The following is a 20,722-nucleotide window of genomic DNA, read 5'->3' on the forward strand; positions in this document are numbered from 1 at the left end:
GAGCTGGCAGGCGAAGAGGGATCTTCAGATTTTCTACCAGGGTTTCTGCGATTGAAGTCATCGGGGGCACCATCTGTGCCCCCCATCCGGTCAGTGTGCCGCGTCGAACTTCGGCGCGGCTTCGATAGGTGCCTTGACCAACAAATACGGCGGCTGCCGGGTGTCGAATCCCTTACCCATCCGGCTCCACTGCCCCAGCGTCACGTACACCGAATCGGCGGTCACGAATACCCCGTCCGGCCACACCAGTCGCGGGTCGCGCAGCACCACATCGAGGCGGCCATCCGGCCAGCGACGCAGCACTTGATGATGCTCGGCATCGGTCATGTACAGACGGCCCTGAGCGTCCATGTCCATCCCGTCGACCATCACCTTCTCCCCTTCATCCTTGATCTGCTCAGCCAGTTGTCGGTCATTGAGGTTGAAGTCAGCAAGGGCCGCGGTCGGCAGGCTCCACAGGTGTCGACTGGTGAGCGGCGAGTAAAACAAACGCGAGCTGTCGGGCGTCAGCGCCAGACCATCGACGCCACCATGAGGAAATGCGCTGTTCTTGCCGTCGTAGCGCATGGGCACACCGTCGAGCTGGGTGACGAAATCTTTTTGCGCCACGATGGAGGGGTGACCGGCGAGCACACGACGCTGCTTGCCGGTGGCCAGATCCACCACCACCAAAGCCGGGTCGTCGCCGAAGGATGAATCGGCGACATAAGCGATGCCTTGGCTGCCGTGGGTGAGATCGATGCGCAGGTCATTCATGTGGCTGTCTTGACGCAAGGCATCCTTGAGCTCGATGGAGGTCACGATGCTGTTGCTGCTCAAGTCGATACCCACCACCTTCGCTGCACCCGCCGGAATGCCATGCTTGCCTGCGCGTTTGCCATCGTCGATCAACCAGAGGCGCCCACGCTTGTCCAGGGTCATGCCGTGCAGGGAAACAAGCCGCTTGGCGTCGGATAGTTCAGACGGCAGGCTGACATCGGCGGAGGGATAGGGAACCAGCTTGCCGTTGACCAACTCACCCAGCGTCATGCCCGCGTGATCCTCGGCATGACGCGGAAAGCCAACGAACGTGCGCCCTTCCGGGGTCACCACGATACCTGACGGACCTGGGCCGCTGAACGTAGCCACCTCCTGGATCGAACCAATGGGAACTAGGCTGCGATCGATGGTCTCGGCATGGGCTGCGTTCACTGCCAGCGCCAATGTTGCGGCCGCCAGGACGGGGATTGAGGTTCGCTTCAATAGGTTTCTGTTCATCCGTTCCAGGCTCCTTCGGGATGAGATGGACTGGTATAGGGTTGATCCTGAAACCGGTTTCAGGATCAACCGAAAAAAAACCTGCTCAGGTACCGATAGGAACAGACGCCGCGACAGGTTCATGGGTATTGAAGGGAATTTAAGTGGGTAAGTTCCACCGGATGGGTGGCGACGTGTGGCTGGGAATGGACTGAAAGGTCGTGACGGCCTAGGCGTTTAGATAGAAGTGGTGGGTGTCGGAGATTATCAGGGCTATGTAGGCACCGAAACAGAGCTTGATGCGCGACTCTCAGATCATTTGCGTGCGGCCCGTGCTTTTACCAAGTTAACTTGAGTAACATATCTCACTAATTAATCGCGAACCGATTAATCTTGTTTTTCCAGTCATCTGCCGCTAACGGTTCGCGGTGATAGTTTCAATATTACTGCAACCCAACCGGCTACGCATATCTCTCGTACTCCAGCACGAAGCTATAGCGTTCGAGACTTACTAAAAGTTGTTTTAATTCATCCCATAAAGTTTGCGTCAGACGGGAAAAATTATTCCCTGCTGGAAACCCCGAGAAAAATCCCTATAGGGATTTTTTCGGAGCCACACCACCTAGCTCCCTAACCGACAGCTCCACACTGCCCGCGCACGACACAAGCGCGAAATACTCTTTGCCAGGGCTGTCTACCGAAACTATCCAGCCTTTGGTCGAGGGGTTATATTCTTCGTCATGAAATATCTGGACGAAATTGCCCCCTTGATTCGGCTTGAACCTATCAAAGTAGGCCCGCACCGATCTCTCCAGAAAGTCTCTCCCTGCCTGGGGGCATGGTTCTATCTGCCGTTTTTCGCAGCCCATCATAAAAAAACAGCATGCAGTTATTACAATCATTCTGAACGAGCACATTTTTTCCTTCCTTTGAATAGCATGCGACCCTGCCGTTGGGTTTCCGTTTGGCCGCTGGAACTTTACTCGGTCCGATGTGAAACGCGTCTGATTTTTTGAAAGCTGCTGTGTCGATATTGTAGGCGCCAAACAGGAGTCGCAGAGGGCAGCATTGCGCTGAAAACCATGGACTCAAGCGTCAAGGGGTGGCCGGTTGCAGACGCACAGGCACCCACTACTTAAATCCCTGACACAAAAAAGCCCCGAGGCTATAAGCACTCGGGGCTTTTTAAATAATGGCGGAGAGATAGGGACTCACCACATACAAGCCTGTAGCCCAGATAACCCGTGAATACAGGGGTCCAAGCTTTAAAAGTAGTACAAATGAGTAGTACAATCCCGTGTACACCTCTCATTCCTACAGTGGCGTGTCCATGGCCGACAACTTGATCCAGAAGAAGGGCGAATCAACGTGGTATGTCCGTCTCGCCGTTCCCGCAGATATACAGAGTGCCATGGGCGGCACCGTACTGATCCAATCGTTGAAGACCGGCCTTCGATCCGAAGCGATGACACGCCGACTCTCCGTTCTCGCTGGTTGGAAAGCGCAGTTCAAGGCAGCCCGCGACAAGCGAAGCAACCGTGGAGAAGGTTGGAAGGACCGTATTGCAGAAGATGCAGACGACTTCACTAAAATCTTTCGTGGCTTGAAGACCGCTGCAGCCCTAGGCGAGTCAGCTCCCCCGCTGATCAGCCTTGATCCAGACGACCTAGAACAGCTTCGCCAGTTTGTGTTCAATGATTCGGAAAGCGGGCGACGACGCCAAGCAGAAGCCGAAGCGGCATACGCAAAGCAAGGGTTGGACAAGGAGATGGCGCTGCATGATCTTGCCCACAAAGCACTAATAGAAACCTTCAGCGAACTCATTGCTTACAAAAACGATCTCTCGGCGGCAGAGGCCGAGGAGATGCAGTCGATCTTCGCTGATCCCAGCGCCCACAAGGTCAAGTCACCTATCACCAAGCAACGCGTCGCAACCTTCCGTCAGTATCGTGAAGCGCGGGGTGTTGCTACCAAGACGATAGACCAGCAGCAGTCGAAGCTGGAGAAGCTTTCTGCCTACTTGGCTAAAGAAGGTAAGGCGCTCGACTTCGATGCGGTTTCAGCATGGCTCGACTGCCTCAAGCTTGCGAGCAAGACCCTCACCCAATACCTGCTGGCGGGTAACGTATTCTGGAAGTGGGCGATGAAGCACGACACTCACTGGCGTGAAGATTTCAAAGACAAGGCTAACCCGTTTGAGAACCATGAACTGCCGCAAGCGCGTGGTAAAGAACGTGCAGGTCGGCAGCGAAAGGACTTCCAACCAAAAGAAATTGCAGAGCTACACGCTGCCGCATCAGCTGCTGACCACACGACACTGGGGGACCTGATCCTCCTGGGTGCGTACACAGGTGCTCGAATTGAAGAGCTTTGCCAATTGAGGATCGAACATCTGATTGAGCCGGATGGAATCAAGAGCTTTGACATTGTCGACTCGAAGACAATGGCAGGCATCCGTGTCGTGCCCGTGCATCCTGCCCTCACAACGACTGTCGAGCGCCTGAAGAACGATTCGAAAGACGGCTACCTCATCCCATCTGATAGCAAGAATAAGTACGGCATACGCTCCGATGCGCTTTCCAAAGCATTTGGCAGACTCAAAGAGGCGCATGGATACGGTGCCCAACACGTCTTTCATTCGATCCGTAAGACTGTCATCACGCAATTAATCAGGGCCGGAGTCCAAGGCACGCTAATCGCTGAACTGGTGGGTCACGAGACGGGTACCGTGACATTTGACGTGTACTCGCAAGGTGCATCTTCAATTCAGAAGCTTGAGGCCATTTCCAAGCTTTCCTTGCCTTCATTGAGCTAAAGCACACCAAAGCGAAGGCGGTTGAGCAATGGTATTTCGACACTCCTCCGACGTCCTCATCGGACGAAGATTAAGCTCATCAACCCACGTAGTGTTTCCTACAGCTCTAGCTATACTTTCACAGCTGACCTACGGAATGACGACGTGCAGGGTCACGGTTATCCAAGGAATGAGTGGACACGAAGAGAGTTCTCTCACGCTTGGCATTTATGGCAGCAGGACTCCGATCAAGGCGATGGCTGAGGCGCTGAAGCACGTCCGATAACTTCGAATAAACCCCCATAAACTCCAGTAAAACCCCACATCGAATCGTCTGTCCTCAGCTCTGTTCATTGCGAAAGCCTAGTATTTACTGGGTAGCGGTACGGTTTGGACTAAGCAGAGGGCGTTTCCACCTGCAGAAACCAGTTCTGAAAAAATATCGCCTGTCAACTCCCTGCTTGACCAGCCGTCGAAATCGTGTATGATTCACCACCTACCCAGTAGGTAGACAGACAATTTGAAAGCCTCCGCCGCGACCACTGAACAGGTGCATTGCATGGGGGCTTAAATTTGCCTGCAATTCACCCAGACAACCGGCGACTACGCCGAAGGACGTGAACCACATCTGAACTGACCATAGGAGGCCATTCATGCACAACGAAACTCCCTTCGCTCTACACCACACTCCCGGCACCATCGTTGCCGACCAAAACTCCGCAGACTCCAAGCCAAAGGCCAAGCGTGGCCCCAAGCCCAAAGTTACGCCAAACCCCAATGCTCATTTGATCAAGGTGGCAGTTGCCAACGACATGCCCTTCGTCGATGACGCGGTGATGGCAGGCCTTTACATCGCGGTAGGAGACAGCAACGGCACGTTGAACGTACGCCCACGCCATCTTCGAGAGGTGATTTGTCTGGACATCATTTCTACGGCTGAGATTCTGCCTCGATTCTTAAGCAATACTGCTGAGCCCATCTCGGAGCGTACAGCCCAGTATTTAGCAGCGGGAGGGCGTGTTGCCCTTGGTGGGATCGAACGATACCTTCACCAGCACCTACGCCTGAAAGCACGCCTGCAGGCTCAGTGGGACCAGCTACAACGTATCCATGACGAATGCGGGCGTTCTGAATGGGATTACAGCTTCGACAGTAACTTCGTCAGCAGCCTATTGGTCGAGTGGGAGAATTCGTACTGGGATGAAGGTGAGGAAGGCGATGCTGCGCGAATTACCGCAGGATATAGATTAGGAGCTGGCGCACGACCTCCTGAATTACCGCAGGATATTAGTTAGACACTGTATGTCGTATCCTCAAAGGTCACTCTCAGACCGGCAGGTCTAAGCTTGAGACACCTCGACCAAAGGTCATAGCTTAATGATCTAATGTGTTAATGGGGAATAAAATTGATGACTATCAATTCCCCAGAAAATCAAAAGGATGATCCTGTGTCGGTGCGACACGGAGTACCCCTTCAACTCCGTTGATTCTCTGCACCATACAGACCGGAGCGGTAAGCTCATCTAGTTTGGTTTCCATCTTTTCTATTGGTCTGAGGTATCCCTTTGTACTGCCGTACAGGGTGCATCATTTTCTTTAGCGCATCATTTGACTGATAGGTCAACAGCAGCCTCACAAACAGTACGGGAACTGCTGAGAACTGACCGATTAAGATGCGATTGATCCAGCGTGAGCGGGCAGGCAGAAGACTTATGGCTTACCTCCTGAAATTACATCCAGCCACCCCGGCGTCTTTCCTTCTGGAGCGGCGATTGGTGCTTTGGGTGCAGAAGAACCGCGATCACTGGCAGCATCTGCAATGACCGTTAGCTTGTCGTGCATAGACACCAGTAGGAACCAAACGCCCGAACCGAAGCAGCCAATCAGGAAGCCAAGTATCGCACCGATGAGCTGATGGCCTGCACCTGAGCCTATGATAGCTCCACCGATGACACTGAACAAAATCCCTATCCAAGCAAAAAAGCTAACAACCTTGATGACCAAATGCTTCATTTCAGCCACCCCATTGCCGTCATTGCAGTCTTGCCACTGGGTAACTGAATGAGTGCAGACGCACCGCTAGCGTCTGTCTCGATGAAACCTACTCTTGTAGCGGTTGAGAACGTTCGGCACTTACCAGATGCAACCAAGTGAGCAGCACCATCTTCATCTTGGTCGAGTGAAGCAGCGACGAGGTCCCGCCAGTCGCCAAGTTTGTAGCAAGCCATGGAGCCTCCTACCAGCGTTTTCTTTGGGTAGGTGTCAGCTATGGCGGCAGATGCAGTCAGGGACAGCAGACATAGCAGGTAAGCATTGGTCTTCATCGAGCGACTCCTTTGATGCAGGTTAATTGAATGGGGCACTGCATTCACAGTATATTGTGAAGACCGCTTCATGCTCAACCCCGACAGTGTGCTCTCACTATCGCGGAGCAATGACATTGGAGATCGGAGTAGCCTTTGGGCGTGTGCTACGACAGAAAAGACGAGAAGCAGGCTTGACTCAAGAGGAGTTGGCGCTGGAAGCCAATGTGCAGCGAAACTACGTGAGCTTGATCGAAAGGGGCCTGAACCAGCCTACGATTGCTGTCTTATTCAAACTGGCTATCGCTTTGAACTGCAGCCCATCCAAGCTGATCTTCCTAGTGGAAAAGGAATTCGAGCGATTGTGAAAGCTCAACCTTCGCCTAGGCCAATTTGTACAGCCCATGTAGTTTCGCTGAGCTTCTGTAGGACAGTGCAACACCGTACCGAGATGGTCAGATGTTGCAATCCGAATGGGATGTAGGCGATATACTCAAAGCTTTCAGAGCTTCGCTACAAATCCCTTTAAATGCTCAAGTGACTCTTTATAGTTTTTCTTCGGAATTCCCACGTCCTCGCCGCTCGGCATTATGTAGCTGTTTTGGAGTGGTAACCGGTGCAATGGAATACCAAGACTTGCTGAAACCTTACCAGCTGTGTGAAAGTCTTTAACGTTGGAGATGAATAACTCTTCGAACTCTTTCGCATTTGCGGGTGGAATTGTGCACCGATAGTAGATATCCGGGTCGGCTGCGTATTGACTCCAGCAATATTTAATTAGCTCCCCTCTAACTGCATCAAACGCCGCAGCCACTCCTAGATTAGTTGTGAAATTGTTGAAAGGAAGCTCGAAAATCTTGGGGAGGTCGAGTCCATGCATTTGAATTTGGCGACTGAAAGTCATGACTTTCGCTGCATAGTTTCTTGTCGCAGATGAAGGATACTTCCCGTACAACAGCATAAGAATACCTTTGATACCTTCCAGCGAGCTAAAGTCGGCCATCATGGGAACAATCAGCGCATCGGACGACACCAAGGCCATCTGAGTGTAGACTGAGAAACTCGGGTTACAGTCAATAAATACGGTCATCTCTTCGTATTCAGAATTCTGGAGTTCGATTTCGCATAGCCTGCGGATTGCGGTGACGTATTCTTTCCATGCATAGATATTCGCCGGATTCATAGTGGCGAAGTTCAAAGCCAATGTCAGCGACTCTAGAAAAGAATCACCAGCAATAAGGTACAGGTTTTTAGTTACCTGCGAATTTAGCGGATGGACCTGAGTCAGGTAGCTAGCAGGTAGGCTAGTGAATCCCGAGTTTCCTGCAAGCATCCAATCCATGAACCCTACGATATTTCGTCGAGTCGCTGTGGATTGCAAACGCTGGTTAGCCTTATATCCCACATGCCCGCCACCTAATAGAAACTGAGAAATGTTTGCTTGAGGGCAAAGGTCAATGACCAGCACCAGTTTTTGAGGGTTTTTCTCAGCGTACAAGCAGGCCGCGTTTTGGCATAGAGTGGTTTTGCCCACCCCGCCCTTGTTGTTGTAGAAAGCGTAGATTTTGGTGGTCATGATTTATCGTCCATCCGTGGGAGAAGAGAAGTGAAAATTCGGAGCGCAGCGATTGCATTTCACCACTCTACATTTGTCACTGCAAACTATTCTTACCCGTCGACCTGCTATCAAAGCAGTCTACTTTTCGGGTAGTACGAAGGTCGTGGACTACCATTCAGATTCTACTATCAATAAACCCTTTAAAATAGGCCAATGATAGAATATCATTGATCCATTGAACTAATAGTCCAAAGGATAGATTCCATGATCGCCCACCTATACCTCCGCGCATCAACCAAGGATCAAGACGCCCATCGTGCAAAATCTGCTATGGAAGCATTCGCGGACGACCGAGGTTTACTCATTGCTGACACCTATAGCGAGAATATCAGCGGTACGACACTCAACCGCCCAGAATTAATGCGCCTGCTGGATACCTCCAATACAGGGGAGGTGCTTCTATGCGAATCCGTAGACAGGCTATCTCGCCTCTCTCAAGCTGACTGGGATGTACTCAAAACCACCATCAAGGCAAAGGGTTTACGCTTAGTCATCGCTGATCTGCCTACCAGTCACATGATGGTTGAGGATAAAGGCATCACTGGGCAGATCATGGAGGTCATCAACAACATGCTGCTTGATCTCATGGCTACCATGGCTCGGCTAGATCAAGAGAAGCGCGTAGAGCGAATCAAGGAAGGCATCAGTAAGAAGAAAATCGACGAGCCAAACTGGAAGCCAGCAGGCAAGTCGAAGAACGTTGAGCTTTGGTCTAAAGTCCGCAACCTCATGACTAAGCACCCAACCATGACCGCTGACGAGATAGCAACGCTTGCAGGTTGCGGTGTTGCCACAGTTTACAGAATCAAGCGTGAAGTGAAGGTCTAATCGTTACCTCCCGCCAAAGCCCCCATGAGTAGGCTTTGTCCGCGCTGCTCCTGAGTCATCACGTGACATACATCGTTTCCGGGGAAAAGGTTTAAATCCCATCACTGCACGGCACCCGCTGCTCATGATGGATAGACTGATTGTAGTGGCGAGGGAGCCCAGCGCCTCTCAGTTATTTTTGGTTCCCTTTGGACCTTCTCTGTCGAGGCTGCGATTGTTGGTTAAGCACCTGACTTGCTCACCATGATTTTCAGCCAGAGAAAGCGAAGCACCAGTGAACGAGGTCGTTATTTTCAGCGGGGAATTTGGAACCCGTCGGTAGAAGGCTAACCCCTCCCAGCGGAGGGGCAGGACCCTCGCCCAACACGATGGTGTCACTTGCAGGGAAATGCCCTTCGGAACGCCTCAAATGCAAGAAGACTGACATCTACGTTCAACTTCTCTGGATGGTCATTCAGATACTTCGTTAGCACCCTGATGCCCTGCCCAACCGTGTAGCCTCTTTCTGGCATGCATACGGCTGTCGTAGAAGGGTCTGCGACCTGTGCGAACATTAGACCATCGACAATGCCTATAACGAAGCCTGCACACACGCCCGCATGGAACATTTGGCTTGATGGCGGCGGGTCTTTCAAAAAAGCCCGGCAGTTATTCAGCATTTCATTTCCTGTATCTGCGTGCGCGACAGTAAACGTGCAGATTGCCAGACTCAGCGCCACAGCCGCCATTTCGACTTTCATAAGTCTTCCTTGAATGGTGGCCCGATGCCACAATAAACACGAGAGACAGAAGATTCTCCCTAAGTAAGCAACTCGGGCAGGGTTGGCTAGAAAAGCGTTTTCCATACCTCTAAACCGAAATAGCCAACAAGCAGAAGCCCCGCCCCTATGCCGAAAGCCACGGTAGGCACCAGCAACCATATCCAGAGCCGATTCATCCTTGCCTCGTGCAGCCTCCGTGCAGTCTCCATGGCGGGGACCAGCGAGCCTCTACCCGAGCTCTTCTCAAGCATGGTCTGGATACGATTCAAATACACCGTGCCCCAGATCATCTTGGTTACCTCCCACGAAATGAAAAGTAGCAAGGAGCTGAGTGCAAGCAGACCGCTGACAGCGTAGAGCCAGTGGGGCAACCTCGCCAAGAGCGTCGACCAGAATGCGAAGTATCCAGCATAACCTGCCACCAAGATCAGGTTTGCATAGCTCGTAGAGTGGGCCATCTCCTTCTCATTCATCTGAACCCACGCTGCAACAGCCTTGTCATCCTCGCACGCCTGTTGAAACCTCCTGATTTCGAGAATCTCTCTCCGCACGCTTTCCACGCTTCCGGTGATCGCTTTTTCCCAATCCCCTTCTCTTCTTCTCATGGTGTCCGTCCAGTGCCTCCAGTGCCAGATAACGGATTGAGCCTAGACGCGATTACGGCACACCGCCACTCTCAGAAGGTAAGCACACATCCCAGCAAAGACATGGATAGCCCTAGTAGTTTTTTGTTGCACAAGATCAGAAAGTGCTGCGAAAGCTACATCACTCAGTCACCTTCAGATGCGAAATGTTCGGCACCTGAGCGCTTTGCTCCTGCCGCAATTGGCCCCCAAGTTGCTGACTGCCGGTGCCCGGTGTGAAAGAGCCTTACTACTTTTTTCAGGTCGCCAAGTCGAGCGGCAAATCGCTGATATCTTTTAGCCGACGGCCATGAACCATGATAGCGAGGAGTTCAGCAGCGTCGTCCCTACCCTGCTCCAGCAAAGTCTGCTGAAGTTCGTACAGGGCGAAATGGTAGACGCAGTCAATATCTCCGGTACCGAGAGCGATAGATGCTAAACGACTTGGTGTCGGCTCTGCAGTCACTACCATAATTTTCGGAAGGTGCCCCTTGCGGTTTCGCATAAGGTTTAACGCTTCTGTACGAGCGTTCTGCGCTCTATCGCTTCTCATAGTCCACTTGCAAGAGATACTCCCATGAAGCAGCGGCTGACCACCTGTGGAAGCTCGCAGGCTAGCCATTGTGCTTACAGAACTATCAACAAGAAATTCATAGAGATTGATTTGTTCGTCAGACTCCAAGCCTCTGGCAATAACGATATCGGGAGTAATCGTGTAGTCACTGCCCAAAGCAGCCGCTAGCTCTGAGTCAGCTCTAGCCGCACGATCCAAGGCCACGAGATGTGCATATTGTTCGTACTTCGCGATCTCTAAACGATTACGGCCAGACACCTGACGCACATCCCAATCACCGGGACGTAGGTGCTTAAGCTTCAAAAAAGTGTTTCTGACAAACTGTGCACAGGCACCCTCAAACTCATTCCCGGACGTTTGACCTGCCTGCCGCTCGGCGATGGTTTCTGCTTTCAATAGGTCGGCGATACCCTTCGCGATCGCGATACTGCCTTTGTTACTGCTGTCAGCATTACTAGGCACACCTTTATCAGTAATGGTCAACGTTGTCTTGAGCAGTGAAGCGTGGAATTCTTTCCGGGCTTGTACAAACTGTGCAGGGATATCCATCAAGCTACCTGAATTAAACGTTTTGCAGATAGTGCGGTAAGAATTTGGCTTGCTACTGCACATGCAACGGGCGGCGGAAACGCATTTCCAATCTGACGATACGCCGCAGTCTTTTTCCCGTGAAACTGCCACTCATCAGGGAAACCTTGAATGCGGGCAGCCATACGAGTCGTGAGCTTAGGCATTCCCTCGAAAAACTCGGTAGGAGGTTCGTTTGCGATCCCCATCCCACAGACGCCAATCGATGCCCACGCCTTTTTTGCCCTAGTCGGACCCAAGTCGGGGCCGCCGTGCTTTTTCGACCCACCCACAAGCGTGGGAGCGATAGTGTTGGCCTGCTGTCTCCACGCATCAGCACCATGCCATCCATTTTCCTTCATCAAATCATGAAGCAGCTCCCCAACCGTTGGAGGAGTGATTAGCTTTGGCTCAGGCCACGAAAAGTTGTGAGCGAGGTCCTTCCTGATACCAACAAAGACCACTCGGGGACGGAGCTGGGTCACGCCGAAGTCGGAGGCGTTAAGAAGTCTCCACCCTGAAACGTATCCCAGTTTTTTGAGTTCGTCTTCCACACTGGCCCGGTAGTCTGCGAAAACAGGATCAAGGAGACCACGGACGTTCTCTAACATCACTGCTTTAGGCCGACATTCATCCACCAAGCGAACAGCTTCCGGGAAAAGATCGCGCTCATCATCAGCGCCGAGTTGCTTGCCAGCCTTTGAAAACGGGGGGCAAGGGACACCACCGGCGACCAAATCCACACCATAGTAGGGAAGCCCATTGAACTGCCGCAGGTCTTCCTCGCGAACATTCCACTCCGGACGATTCAAGCGAAGAGTGGCACACGCAGGCGGCTCAATCTCCACTAGAACCTCGTGTCCAAAGCCCGCCATTTCAAGGCCAAGAGCTTGTCCACCAGCTCCAGCACACATTTCCAATGACGTGAATTGGTCCATCTTCCCCCCTCCTGAATCAATTGCCTTGCTGGCTCTCTACGTGACTCCAAAGACATCACGACGTGTACAAAAATACAGTATTTTGGACAGCTTACCAACTCATAATGTTGGTGGAAGTTATTGAGTCGGCCAAGCCCAAATCACGATCCAGAGTAGTACAAATGAGTAGTACAATCCAGAAATGAAAAAGCCCCACAGACCTTGATCTGCGGGGCTTTTCAAATAATGGCGGAGAGATAGGGATTCGAACCCTAGGTACCGGTGAAGGTACAACGGATTTCGAATCCGTCCCATTCGGCCACTCTGGCATCTCTCCAACGGCGCGAATCATACCAGCGTCTGCGCCAAACGCGAAGCCCCTGATGCAAAATAATTTGCGAATTCAGGCGCTTGCGCGTCTGCAGCGGTGTTACAGCGGCACGCCCAGGCGGTTGGCCACTTCTTCGTAGGCTTCGATGACGTCGCCCAGGCCCTGACGGAAGCGGTCCTTGTCCATTTTCTTGCGGGTGTCCTTGTCCCACAGGCGGCAGCCGTCGGGGCTGAATTCGTCGCCCAGAACGATAGAGCCGTCGCTGAACACGCCGAACTCGAGCTTGAAGTCGACCAGCAGCAGGCCGGCGTCGTCGAACAGCTTGGTCAGCACGTCGTTGACCTTGAGCGACAGCTCTTTCATTTTCGCCAGTTGCTCGGCGGTGCCCCAGCCGAATGCCACGACGTGGGATTCGTTGATGAACGGGTCACCCTTGGCGTCGTCCTTGAGGAACAGCTCGAAGGTGTACGGGTTCAGCTTCATGCCCTCTTCGACGCCCAGGCGCTTGACTAGGCTGCCGGCGGCGTAGTTGCGCACCACGCATTCGACCGGAATCATGTCGAGCTTCTTGACCAGCACTTCGTTGTCGGCCAGCAGCTTGTCGAATTGGGTCGGGATGCCGGCGGCTTCCAGTTTCTGCATGATGAAGGCGTTGAACTTGTTGTTCACCATGCCCTTGCGGTCGAGCTGTTCGATACGCTTGCCGTCGAACGCCGAGGTGTCGTTGCGAAACAGCAGGATCAAGCGGTCGGCGTCGTCGGTCTTGTACACCGACTTGGCTTTGCCGCGGTAGAGTTCTTCACGTTTTTCCATGATGGGCTCCGCTTGCTAAAAGTATGGGCTAGGCGCCCCTTTGGGACGCTAGGCGATGTGGCGCCAGTCGAGCCCTGAGTCTTGGTCGGCCAGTTGCAGCCAGTCCGCGTCGCACCCCAGGGTGTCGACGAAGCATTGCCGGGCCAGCTGCGGCAGGTTGTTCTTGCTGCTCAGGTGGGCCAGCACCAGGTGTTGCAGGTTCTGCCAGCCCAACTGCGCCACCAGGCCGGCTGCCTGGTGATTGTTCAAATGGCCCCAGTCACCGCCAACGCGCTGCTTGAGAAAATAAGGGTAGTGCCCACGGGCAAGCATGTCGCGGCAGTGGTTGCTTTCGATCATTAAGGCATCCAGGCCCTGGTAGTGGTCACGCACCCTGGCGCAATGGGAGCCCAGGTCGGTCAACAGGCCGAAGCGTCGCTTGCCGTCGCTGAACACGTACTGGGTAGGCTCCAGGGCGTCATGGGCCACGGCAACCACTTCGATACGCAACGCACCGATTTCCAGCACGTCGCCGCAGCGCACATGGGTGCGTACCGGCACCGGCTTGCGCAGGCCGCGCTCGGTGCCGAGGCTCATGTAGACAGGCACGCCATGGCGGCGCGCCAGCAGCTCCACGCCATGCACGTGGTCGGCATGTTCGTGGGTCACCAGCACGGCGCTCAATTGCGCGGCGCTCAGGCCCAGGCGGGCCAGCCGACGTTCGGTTTCGCGCAGGGAGAAACCGCAATCGACCAGCACATGGGTGTCTTCGCTGCTGATCAGCGTGCCATTCCCTTGGCTACCGCTGCCGAGAACGGCAAAACGCATCGCTTAACCCAGGTTGTCTTGAATCACACCCAACACACGGCGGGCAACATCTGCCGGGGCCACGGTGTTGATGTTCTTCTCGACAGTGACCTGGACGCTGTCGCCCACCTTGCTCAGGCGCACCTGATAACGCTCGGCGCGGGCTTCGATTTCTTCCTTGCTCGGCGCATTGCCGAACACGCGGCTGAAGAAGCCGGGCTTGTCGTCGGCGCGCTGGGCGGACTCGGCAACGTTGATGTAGTACAGGCCCAGGCTGCGGTTGATGTCTTCGATGCGCCACTGGCCCTGCTCCAGGGCACGGCCCACGCTGGACCAGGCACGGTCCAGGTCGGCGCCGACGTTGAGCACCGGGTTGCCGCTGCCGTCTTCGCTCATGGCCACACGGCTGGGCGCGTCGAAATCACGCGCGGCGACGAGAGACACCGAGCCGCCGCGCTCCGAGTCGCGGGTCATGCTGGCGAGCATCTGGTCGACCAGGATCGAGTCCAGGCCGGTGTTCACCGAGCGCGCCGGGAAATCGGGCTCGGTGCTGCTGCCGGCCGGGCGCTCGACGCTGACCACGTAGATTTCGCTGCTGTTGCGCTGCACGCCTGGTTCGATGCGCACGCGCACGCGGGTTTCGCTTCCACTGGAGGTGGTAGCACCGCTCAGGCGCTGTGCCATGGACGCGGAGAGCTCGTCGAAGCGCTGCCAGGTGGTGGTGAATTCACCGGTTTGCGGACGGTCTTCGGCGATGCGGAAACCGTTGTCCTCGAAGAACTGGTGAGCGATCGGCCAGACTTCGGCAGGCGCACGCTGGGCCATGATCCAGCGGTTTTCGCCGCTGCGCTGCAGCGAGAAATCACTGGCCTGCGCAGCCACCTGCAAAGGCAGTGGGCGCGGCACTTCGAATTCGGAAGCCTTGGCGTTATCGTCGGCGACGTTGCGCGGGATCGGCAACAGCGGATCCAGACGCTTGTCGGTTTGCACGCCGGGCGGCAGTTGCATCGGGGCGGTTTGGGTCGCCTCGAGGTAATCATTGCCACGATCGCGGAAGTAACCGTTTTCGCCCCAGAGCCACCCGCAACCGCTGGTGCTCGAAATGACCAAGGCAAGGGCAGAAAGGCCAGCCAATCGCTTCATGCGTCTTACTTCCTCAATTAAACCAGGACGCCGGACTGGCGCAGGGCCTGCCGCAGCGGTTCATGACAGGTGGCGCTCAACCAGGTGAGCGGCAGGCGAATGCCTTCGGGCATCAAGCCCATTTCATGCAACGCCCATTTGACCGGAATCGGGTTGGCTTCCAGGAACAGGTTCTTGTGCAGCGGCATCAGCTTGTCGTTGATGGCGCGGGCCAGTTCGGCCTCGCCCTTCAACGCCGCATTGCACAGGTCGGCCATGGCGCGCGGGGCGACGTTGGCGGTGACCGAAATATTGCCCTTGCCACCCAGCAGAATGAGCTCGACGGCAGTCGGGTCATCGCCGGACAGCACGAGGAAGTCGCTGTCGACACGGCTGATGATGTCCTTGGCACGGGCCAGGTCGCCGGTGGCTTCCTTGATGCCGATAATGTTCGGCACGCTGGAAAGGCGCACGACGGTGTCGGCCAGCATGTCGCAGGCGGTGCGGCCAGGAACGTTGTAGAGGATCTGCGGAATGTCGACGGCTTCGGCGATGTGCTTGAAGTGCTGGTACAGGCCTTCCTGGGTCGGCTTGTTGTAGTACGGCGTGACCAGCAGGCAGGCATCGGCGCCGGCCTTCTTGGCATTGCGGGTCAGCTCGACCGCCTCGCGGGTGGAATTGGCGCCGGTGCCGGCGATGACCGGGATACGCCCGTTCACCTGCTTGACCACGTGCTCGATGACCTTGATGTGCTCTTCGTAGTCGAGCGTCGCCGATTCGCCGGTGGTGCCGACCGCGACGATGGCATGGGTGCCCTCCTTCAGATGGAAGTCCACCAGTTTGCTCAGGCTGTCCCAGTCCAGACGCCCTTGGGCATCCATGGGTGTGACCAGTGCCACCATACTGCCCGCAATCATGCAACCGCTCCTGCCGGAAAAAGAGAGCGGTAATGGTACTGGCGCTATCCACCTTGCACAAGCGAAGTACCACGCCGCGAGCATTCCCCTTGGCGCCGGTTTTCTATACCCTTTCAGACTTTGATCGGCAGGGGTTGCCTTTCTTGCCTGGTCATCGCCTGCCGTAACGGCGCTTCGAACCCCGTCCCTGAGCCTTGCCACCTGGCTTTACCTCGTATTTGCGGGCGTTGCCGGGCGGTCGGCCGAGGTACGCACGAGGTACGGCGCAGGCCTTGAACCAGTCATCCGGCCCCTTGACGCCGCCGACCGCTCATCGCTTTAGGAATGCTGCATGTCCACCCCCACAGTTCGCGAACAATTCCTCGTCATCAGCGCCCTGGGCCGTAATCCCATGGAACTGACCAATGTACTGTGCCGCGCGGCCCACGACGCCCGCTGCTCGGTGTCCACCTCGCGCCTGACCCGCCACGGCGAATACAGCGCCTTGGTGCTGCAGGTGGCAGGCAACTGGGACGCCCTGGCGCGCCTGGAAACCAGCCTGGCCTCGCTGGCCAAGAAGCACGACTTCACGGTCAGCCTGGTGCGCAGCGCCACCCTCGACAGCCGCCCGCAAGCGCTGCCGTACGTGGCCTACGTCAGTTCGGCGTACCGCTCGGACATCATCAACGAGCTGTGCCAGTTCTTCATCGACCACAACGTCGAGCTGGAGAACCTGACCTGCGACACCTACCAGGCGCCGCAGACCGGTGGCACCATGCTCAATGCCACGTTTACCGTGACACTGCCCGCCGGCGTGCAGATCAGCTGGTTGCGCGACCAGTTCCTGGACTTCGCCGATGCCTTGAACCTGGATGCGCTGATCGAACCCTGGCGCCCACAGAACCCCATGTAAGGACTGACCGATGGCTGTCGCTCTCAATGAACCTGTAGCCGATTTCAAAGCCCAGGCCACCAGCGGCCAGAGCGTCCGCCTGAGCGAGCTCAAGGGTCGCCAGGTGGTGGTCTACTTCTACCCCAAGGACAGCACGCCGGGCTGCACCACCCAGGGTCAGGATTTCCGTGACCTGCTCGAGCAGTTCAAGGCCGCCGACACCGAAGTGTTCGGGGTGTCGCGCGACGGGCTCAAGTCCCACGAGAATTTCAAGGCCAAGCAGAGCTTCACCTTCGAACTGATCAGCGATCAGGACGAGGCGTTGTGCCAGCTGTTCGACGTGATCAAGTTGAAGAAGCTGTATGGCAAGGAATACCTGGGCGTGGATCGCAGCACCTTCCTGATCGACCGGGACGGTGTGTTGCGCCAGGAATGGCGTGGCGTGAAGGTGCCGGGGCATGTGCAGAGCGTGCTGGAGGCGGCACAGGCGTTGGGCAAGGGTTGAGAGGGGGTTGGATTTTTCGCGGCTACTGACCGCTCCTGCGACGATTGTGTGTAGGAGCGGTCAGCGGCCGCGAAGGCCGCGCCGCGGTTTCAGAGCATCGGCGCCACGGTGGGCTCCTGCCGCGGCCAGGCATCGAGCACGGCCTTGAACAAGGTTGCCAGGGGGATGGCGAAGAAGATCCCCCAGAACCCCCACAGCCCGCCGAACAGCAACACCGCGCAGATGATCGCCACCGGGTGCAGGTTCACCGCCTCGGAGAACAGCAGCGGCACCAGCACGTTGCCGTCCAGGGTCTGGATGATGCCGTACACCACCATCAGGTAGATGAACTGGTCGCCCCAACCCCACTGGAACAGTGCGATCAAGGTCACCGGTACGGTCACCACCACGGCGCCCACATAGGGCACCACTACCGACACGCCTACCAGCAGGGCCAACAGCGCCGCGTAGTTCAAGCCCAGCGCAACGAACGCGATGTAGGTCACCACCCCGCAGATGAAGATCTCGATGACCTTGCCACGGATGTAATTGGCGATCTGCCGGTTCATCTCCTGCGCCACCCGAGTCAGCAGCGCCCGCTCGCGCGGCAGGTAACCGCTGACCCAGCGGCCGATCATCACCCGGTCCTTGAGAAAGAAGAACACCAGGATCGGCACCAGCACGAAATAGATCATGATGTTCACCAGCAGTGGCAGGCTGGACAGGGAAAAGGTCAGTGCCCACTGGCCGAACTTGCCGATCTCGCCGCGCGCCGCTTCGATGGCCTGCAGCACCTGTTCGTCGCTGACCAGGTGCGGATAGCGCTCGGGCAGCAGCAACAGCAGTGACTGCCACTTGCCCAGCATGCCGGGCAACTCGTTGAACAGCGTGATCAACTGGTGCCAGAGCAGCGGCACGAGCACCAGCATGAACAGCGCCAGCGCACCCATGAACAGCGCGAACACCGCTCCCACGGCCACGCCCGAAGGCACCCGCAAGCGTTCCAGGAAATTGACCAGGCCCTGCATGAGAAACGCCAGCACCATCCCTGCCAGCACCGGCGCCAGCATGCCGCCCAGGGTCAGTACGGCGGTGAACGCCAGCACCAGCAGCACCGCCAGGACGACGGCCTCTTCGTCGGAGAAGTACCGCTGGATCCAGTTGCGTAACACTTTGAACATTGAAATTCCCTTGAATGGCCCAGCTACCGAAGGTGGTGGATCAGGCCTTGCGCAACCAATACGAGTAGACCCCGTCCAGCGCCTGTTCATGTAACAGCGCGTGACCTGCCAACGTGGCGAACGAGCGGAAGTCGCGCTGCGAGCCGGCGTCCGTGGCGATCACCTTCAATACCGTGCCACTGGCCATCCGGTTCAGTTCCAGCTTGGCCTTGAGCAGTGGCAACGGGCAATTAAGACCGCTGGTGTCCAGCTCGGCGTCACATTCGGGCGCATCGCTCATCGATATCTTCTCCAACCAAAGAAAGCCGTGATGCTGCCTCGATCGCGGCAGCCAGCGGCGCGACAGGATAACCCAAGGCCGGCGCCTCTGGTGGTCGTCGGATGGGGCGGCTACAGTAGGGCCTTTCATCTGCCGAGCTCAGTGCATGCCCTTTCTGCGCCCTACCCTGCTGACACTTGCCTGCCTGCTGGCGCTGCCGGGCCACGCCAGCGATCTGCCGTCACTTGGCGACGCCAGTTCCGCGATCGTCTCGCCCCAGCAGGAGCATCAGTTGGGTCGTGCCTGGCTGAGCCTGCTGCGCGGTCAGGTCAAACAGCTCAATGACCCACAGCTCAAGGATTTCGTCGAAACCAGCGTGTATCGGCTCTCTGAAACCAGCCAGCTGAACGACCGGCGCCTGGAGTTCATCCTGATCGACAGCAAAGAGCTCAATGCCTTCGCTGCGCCAGGGGGCATCGTCGGGGTCAATGGCGGGTTGTTCTTCAATGCCGAAACCGAGGGTGAGTACATCGGTGTGCTGGCCCACGAACTGGCGCACTTGTCGCAACGCCACTTCGCGCGCGGGGTCGAGGCGCAGCAGCGCATGCAACTGCCGATGATGGCAGCGCTGCTGGCCGGCATCGTGATCGCCGCGTCCGGTGCCGGTGACGCCGGCATTGCGGCAATCGCCGGCAGCCAGGCTGCGGCGATCCAGGAACAGCGACGCTTCTCCCGGCAGAACGAGCAGGAGGCGGACCGCATCGGCATCATCAACATGGAAAAGGCCGGCTACGACCCGCGCAACATGCCGACCATGTTCGAACGCCTGATGCGCCAGTACCGTTTCGATGCACGGCCGCCGGAATTCCTCCTGACTCACCCGGTCAGCGAATCGCGTATCGCCGACACGCGCAACCGCGCCGAACAGGCCGCCAAAGGGGGCAAGGAAGACAGCCTGTGGTACCAACTGATGCGCGCTCGGGTTCAGCTGTACTACGAGGAAACCCCAGGGCTGGCAGCCAAGCGCTTCCGCGCGCAACTGGATGAAAACCCCAATGCGCTCCCCGCGCGCTATGGCTTGGCGCTGGCTCAGGTCAAGGCTGGCCAACTCAACGAAGCGCGGGAGAACCTCAAGCAGCTGCTCGGCAAACAGCCGGACGACATCACCTTCAACCTGGCGCAGGTCGATCTGGACATCACCAACAACCGCATTCCCGATGCCCAGCAGCGCATCGATCGGCTGGTGACGCAGTATCCCGGCAACTACCCGATCAACCAGAAGCGGGTCGACGTGCTGCTCAAGCAGAACCGCATGGCGGATGCCGAAAAAGGCCTGGAAAACCTGCTCAAGAGCCGCTCGGACGACCCGGACGTGTGGTACCTGGTGGCCGAAACGCGCGGACAGAATGGCAACATCGTTGGGCTGCATCAGGCACGTGCCGAGTTCTTCGCCCTGGTCGGCGAGTTCGACCAGGCCATCCAGCAACTCGATCTGGCCAAGCGCCGGGCCGCCGACAACTTCCAGCTCGCCTCGCGAATCGATGCACGGCAACGCGAGTTGATCGAGCAGGATCGGCTGGTCAAGGAAATGCTGCGCTGAGGCCGCGGCGGGCCGAATCGGACCCGCACGGTCGATCGGAATGAACCGACGTATCAGACACATTGATTTTCACATTTTTTTCACGCAACTGCTCTAGCGTCTAGACTTGCTCCAGGTGCGATGAATTTTCCGTGACC

General features: G+C 56.3%; 21 protein-coding genes and 1 tRNA gene. 7 read left to right on the forward strand and 15 right to left on the reverse strand.

Annotated elements, in window-relative coordinates; translation table 11 throughout:
- Positions 1-90: 90 nt before the first annotated feature.
- Positions 91-1,257 (reverse strand): SMP-30/gluconolactonase/LRE family protein, encoded by a 1,167-nt coding sequence (locus IFT80_RS19575; protein WP_192138120.1) that lies wholly within the window; start codon positions 1,255-1,257, stop codon positions 91-93.
- Positions 1,258-2,566: 1,309 nt separating this feature from the next.
- Here IFT80_RS19575 and IFT80_RS19580 point away from each other — a divergent pair.
- Together IFT80_RS19580 and IFT80_RS19585 are read left to right on the forward strand one after the other, a co-directional pair.
- Positions 2,567-4,051, forward strand: a complete 1,485-nt coding sequence (locus IFT80_RS19580; RefSeq protein ID WP_192138121.1) for a tyrosine-type recombinase/integrase — start codon at positions 2,567-2,569, stop codon at positions 4,049-4,051.
- 632 nt (positions 4,052-4,683) lie between these two features.
- Positions 4,684-5,325: a hypothetical protein gene (locus IFT80_RS19585; RefSeq protein ID WP_192138122.1), complete on the forward strand. Its 642-nt coding sequence runs from the start codon at positions 4,684-4,686 to the stop codon at positions 5,323-5,325.
- A 415-nt stretch (positions 5,326-5,740) separates the two neighbouring features.
- On the opposite strand, the gene IFT80_RS19590 is transcribed toward IFT80_RS19585, so the two are convergent.
- On the reverse strand, positions 5,741-6,043 hold the full coding sequence (locus tag IFT80_RS19590) for a hypothetical protein (RefSeq protein WP_192138123.1): 303 nt from the start codon (positions 6,041-6,043) through the stop codon (positions 5,741-5,743).
- Positions 6,040-6,354 carry a hypothetical protein gene (locus IFT80_RS19595; protein WP_192138124.1) on the reverse strand — a complete coding sequence of 105 codons (315 nt, stop codon included), beginning with the start codon at positions 6,352-6,354 and terminating at the stop codon, positions 6,040-6,042. The genes IFT80_RS19590 and IFT80_RS19595 overlap by 4 nt, the downstream gene beginning before the upstream one ends.
- 110 nt (positions 6,355-6,464) lie before the next feature.
- Here IFT80_RS19595 and IFT80_RS19600 point away from each other — a divergent pair, with 110 nt between their 5' ends.
- Positions 6,465-6,701 carry a helix-turn-helix domain-containing protein gene (locus IFT80_RS19600; RefSeq protein ID WP_192138125.1) on the forward strand — a complete coding sequence of 79 codons (237 nt, stop codon included), beginning with the start codon at positions 6,465-6,467 and terminating at the stop codon, positions 6,699-6,701.
- A gap of 134 nt (positions 6,702-6,835) precedes the next feature.
- Here IFT80_RS19600 and IFT80_RS19605 read toward each other — a convergent pair whose 3' ends face one another.
- Complete coding sequence (locus IFT80_RS19605) at positions 6,836-7,909, reverse strand: ParA family protein (protein ID WP_192138126.1); 1,074 nt, start codon at positions 7,907-7,909, stop codon at positions 6,836-6,838.
- Positions 7,910-8,155: 246 nt separating this feature from the next.
- Between IFT80_RS19605 and IFT80_RS19610 the strand changes: the two genes are divergently transcribed.
- Complete coding sequence (locus tag IFT80_RS19610; protein WP_192138127.1) at positions 8,156-8,779, forward strand: recombinase family protein; 624 nt, start codon at positions 8,156-8,158, stop codon at positions 8,777-8,779.
- A gap of 374 nt (positions 8,780-9,153) precedes the next feature.
- Here the strand turns inward: IFT80_RS19610 and IFT80_RS19615 are convergent, their stop codons facing one another.
- The 9 genes from IFT80_RS19615 to dapA form a co-directional block, all read right to left on the reverse strand.
- Positions 9,154-9,519 (reverse strand): Rap1a/Tai family immunity protein, encoded by a 366-nt coding sequence (locus IFT80_RS19615; protein ID WP_192138128.1) that lies wholly within the window; start codon positions 9,517-9,519, stop codon positions 9,154-9,156.
- An 86-nt stretch (positions 9,520-9,605) separates the two neighbouring features.
- On the reverse strand, positions 9,606-10,145 hold the full coding sequence (locus IFT80_RS19620) for a hypothetical protein (protein ID WP_192138129.1): 540 nt from the start codon (positions 10,143-10,145) through the stop codon (positions 9,606-9,608).
- 277 nt (positions 10,146-10,422) lie between these two features.
- Positions 10,423-11,286: an NgoMIV family type II restriction endonuclease gene (locus IFT80_RS19625; protein WP_192138130.1), complete on the reverse strand. Its 864-nt coding sequence runs from the start codon at positions 11,284-11,286 to the stop codon at positions 10,423-10,425.
- Positions 11,286-12,242, reverse strand: coding sequence for a DNA cytosine methyltransferase (locus IFT80_RS19630; RefSeq protein ID WP_192138131.1), 957 nt, complete (start codon positions 12,240-12,242; stop codon positions 11,286-11,288). Before IFT80_RS19630 ends, IFT80_RS19625 begins: the two co-directional genes overlap by 1 nt.
- Positions 12,243-12,468: 226 nt before the next feature.
- Positions 12,469-12,558 (reverse strand) — tRNA-Ser (locus tag IFT80_RS19635).
- Positions 12,559-12,651: 93 nt separating this feature from the next.
- On the reverse strand, positions 12,652-13,365 hold the full coding sequence (purC, locus tag IFT80_RS19640; RefSeq protein ID WP_056843894.1) for a phosphoribosylaminoimidazolesuccinocarboxamide synthase: 714 nt from the start codon (positions 13,363-13,365) through the stop codon (positions 12,652-12,654).
- 48 nt (positions 13,366-13,413) lie between these two features.
- Positions 13,414-14,172 (reverse strand): MBL fold metallo-hydrolase, encoded by a 759-nt coding sequence (locus IFT80_RS19645; RefSeq protein WP_122714075.1) that lies wholly within the window; start codon positions 14,170-14,172, stop codon positions 13,414-13,416.
- A gap of 3 nt (positions 14,173-14,175) precedes the next feature.
- On the reverse strand, positions 14,176-15,294 hold the full coding sequence (gene bamC, locus IFT80_RS19650) for an outer membrane protein assembly factor BamC (RefSeq protein ID WP_185794234.1): 1,119 nt from the start codon (positions 15,292-15,294) through the stop codon (positions 14,176-14,178).
- A gap of 17 nt (positions 15,295-15,311) precedes the next feature.
- On the reverse strand, positions 15,312-16,190 hold the full coding sequence (dapA, locus tag IFT80_RS19655; protein ID WP_122714077.1) for a 4-hydroxy-tetrahydrodipicolinate synthase: 879 nt from the start codon (positions 16,188-16,190) through the stop codon (positions 15,312-15,314).
- A 331-nt stretch (positions 16,191-16,521) separates the two neighbouring features.
- On the opposite strand from dapA, the gene IFT80_RS19660 reads away from it, so the two are divergent.
- Positions 16,522-17,082, forward strand: coding sequence for a glycine cleavage system protein R (locus IFT80_RS19660; protein WP_122476686.1), 561 nt, complete (start codon positions 16,522-16,524; stop codon positions 17,080-17,082).
- 10 nt (positions 17,083-17,092) lie between these two features.
- Positions 17,093-17,566 carry a peroxiredoxin gene (locus IFT80_RS19665; RefSeq protein WP_192138132.1) on the forward strand — a complete coding sequence of 158 codons (474 nt, stop codon included), beginning with the start codon at positions 17,093-17,095 and terminating at the stop codon, positions 17,564-17,566.
- Positions 17,567-17,655: 89 nt separating this feature from the next.
- Here the strand turns inward: IFT80_RS19665 and IFT80_RS19670 are convergent, their stop codons facing one another.
- Together IFT80_RS19670 and IFT80_RS19675 are read right to left on the reverse strand one after the other, a co-directional pair.
- Positions 17,656-18,726: an AI-2E family transporter gene (locus tag IFT80_RS19670; protein ID WP_122476688.1), complete on the reverse strand. Its 1,071-nt coding sequence runs from the start codon at positions 18,724-18,726 to the stop codon at positions 17,656-17,658.
- Positions 18,727-18,766: 40 nt separating this feature from the next.
- Positions 18,767-19,006, reverse strand: coding sequence for a sulfurtransferase TusA family protein (locus IFT80_RS19675; protein ID WP_122476689.1), 240 nt, complete (start codon positions 19,004-19,006; stop codon positions 18,767-18,769).
- Between the two features lie 145 nt (positions 19,007-19,151).
- Here IFT80_RS19675 and IFT80_RS19680 point away from each other — a divergent pair, with 145 nt between their 5' ends.
- Positions 19,152-20,585, forward strand: a complete 1,434-nt coding sequence (locus tag IFT80_RS19680; protein ID WP_122476690.1) for a M48 family metalloprotease — start codon at positions 19,152-19,154, stop codon at positions 20,583-20,585.
- Positions 20,586-20,722 lie beyond the last annotated feature (137 nt).

It is taken from the genome of Pseudomonas sp. CFBP 8771 (assembly GCF_014841695.1).
GTDB lineage: Bacteria > Pseudomonadota > Gammaproteobacteria > Pseudomonadales > Pseudomonadaceae > Aquipseudomonas > Aquipseudomonas baltica.

Bases quoted from the DNA above. Each gene is read 5' to 3' on its own strand.
- IFT80_RS19660 (WP_122476686.1), top strand. From the start codon at position 16,522: ATGTCCACCCCCACAGTTCGCGAACAATTCCTCGTCATCAGCGCCCTG.
- IFT80_RS19680 (WP_122476690.1), top strand. From the start codon at position 19,152: ATGCCCTTTCTGCGCCCTACCCTGCTGACACTTGCCTGCCTGCTGGCG.
- IFT80_RS19585 (WP_192138122.1), top strand. From the start codon at position 4,684: ATGCACAACGAAACTCCCTTCGCTCTACACCACACTCCCGGCACCATC.
- IFT80_RS19630 (WP_192138131.1), bottom strand. From the start codon at position 12,242: ATGGACCAATTCACGTCATTGGAAATGTGTGCTGGAGCTGGTGGACAA.
- IFT80_RS19575 (WP_192138120.1), bottom strand. From the start codon at position 1,257: ATGAACAGAAACCTATTGAAGCGAACCTCAATCCCCGTCCTGGCGGCC.
- IFT80_RS19610 (WP_192138127.1), top strand. From the start codon at position 8,156: ATGATCGCCCACCTATACCTCCGCGCATCAACCAAGGATCAAGACGCC.
- IFT80_RS19645 (WP_122714075.1), bottom strand. From the start codon at position 14,172: ATGCGTTTTGCCGTTCTCGGCAGCGGTAGCCAAGGGAATGGCACGCTG.
- IFT80_RS19675 (WP_122476689.1), bottom strand. From the start codon at position 19,006: ATGAGCGATGCGCCCGAATGTGACGCCGAGCTGGACACCAGCGGTCTT.
- IFT80_RS19620 (WP_192138129.1), bottom strand. From the start codon at position 10,145: ATGAGAAGAAGAGAAGGGGATTGGGAAAAAGCGATCACCGGAAGCGTG.
- purC (WP_056843894.1), bottom strand. From the start codon at position 13,365: ATGGAAAAACGTGAAGAACTCTACCGCGGCAAAGCCAAGTCGGTGTAC.
- dapA (WP_122714077.1), bottom strand. From the start codon at position 16,190: ATGATTGCGGGCAGTATGGTGGCACTGGTCACACCCATGGATGCCCAA.
- IFT80_RS19615 (WP_192138128.1), bottom strand. From the start codon at position 9,519: ATGAAAGTCGAAATGGCGGCTGTGGCGCTGAGTCTGGCAATCTGCACG.
- IFT80_RS19625 (WP_192138130.1), bottom strand. From the start codon at position 11,286: ATGGATATCCCTGCACAGTTTGTACAAGCCCGGAAAGAATTCCACGCT.
- IFT80_RS19600 (WP_192138125.1), top strand. From the start codon at position 6,465: ATGACATTGGAGATCGGAGTAGCCTTTGGGCGTGTGCTACGACAGAAA.
- IFT80_RS19605 (WP_192138126.1), bottom strand. From the start codon at position 7,909: ATGACCACCAAAATCTACGCTTTCTACAACAACAAGGGCGGGGTGGGC.
- IFT80_RS19590 (WP_192138123.1), bottom strand. From the start codon at position 6,043: ATGAAGCATTTGGTCATCAAGGTTGTTAGCTTTTTTGCTTGGATAGGG.
- IFT80_RS19665 (WP_192138132.1), top strand. From the start codon at position 17,093: ATGGCTGTCGCTCTCAATGAACCTGTAGCCGATTTCAAAGCCCAGGCC.
- bamC (WP_185794234.1), bottom strand. From the start codon at position 15,294: ATGAAGCGATTGGCTGGCCTTTCTGCCCTTGCCTTGGTCATTTCGAGC.
- IFT80_RS19670 (WP_122476688.1), bottom strand. From the start codon at position 18,726: ATGTTCAAAGTGTTACGCAACTGGATCCAGCGGTACTTCTCCGACGAA.
- IFT80_RS19595 (WP_192138124.1), bottom strand. From the start codon at position 6,354: ATGAAGACCAATGCTTACCTGCTATGTCTGCTGTCCCTGACTGCATCT.
- IFT80_RS19580 (WP_192138121.1), top strand. From the start codon at position 2,567: ATGGCCGACAACTTGATCCAGAAGAAGGGCGAATCAACGTGGTATGTC.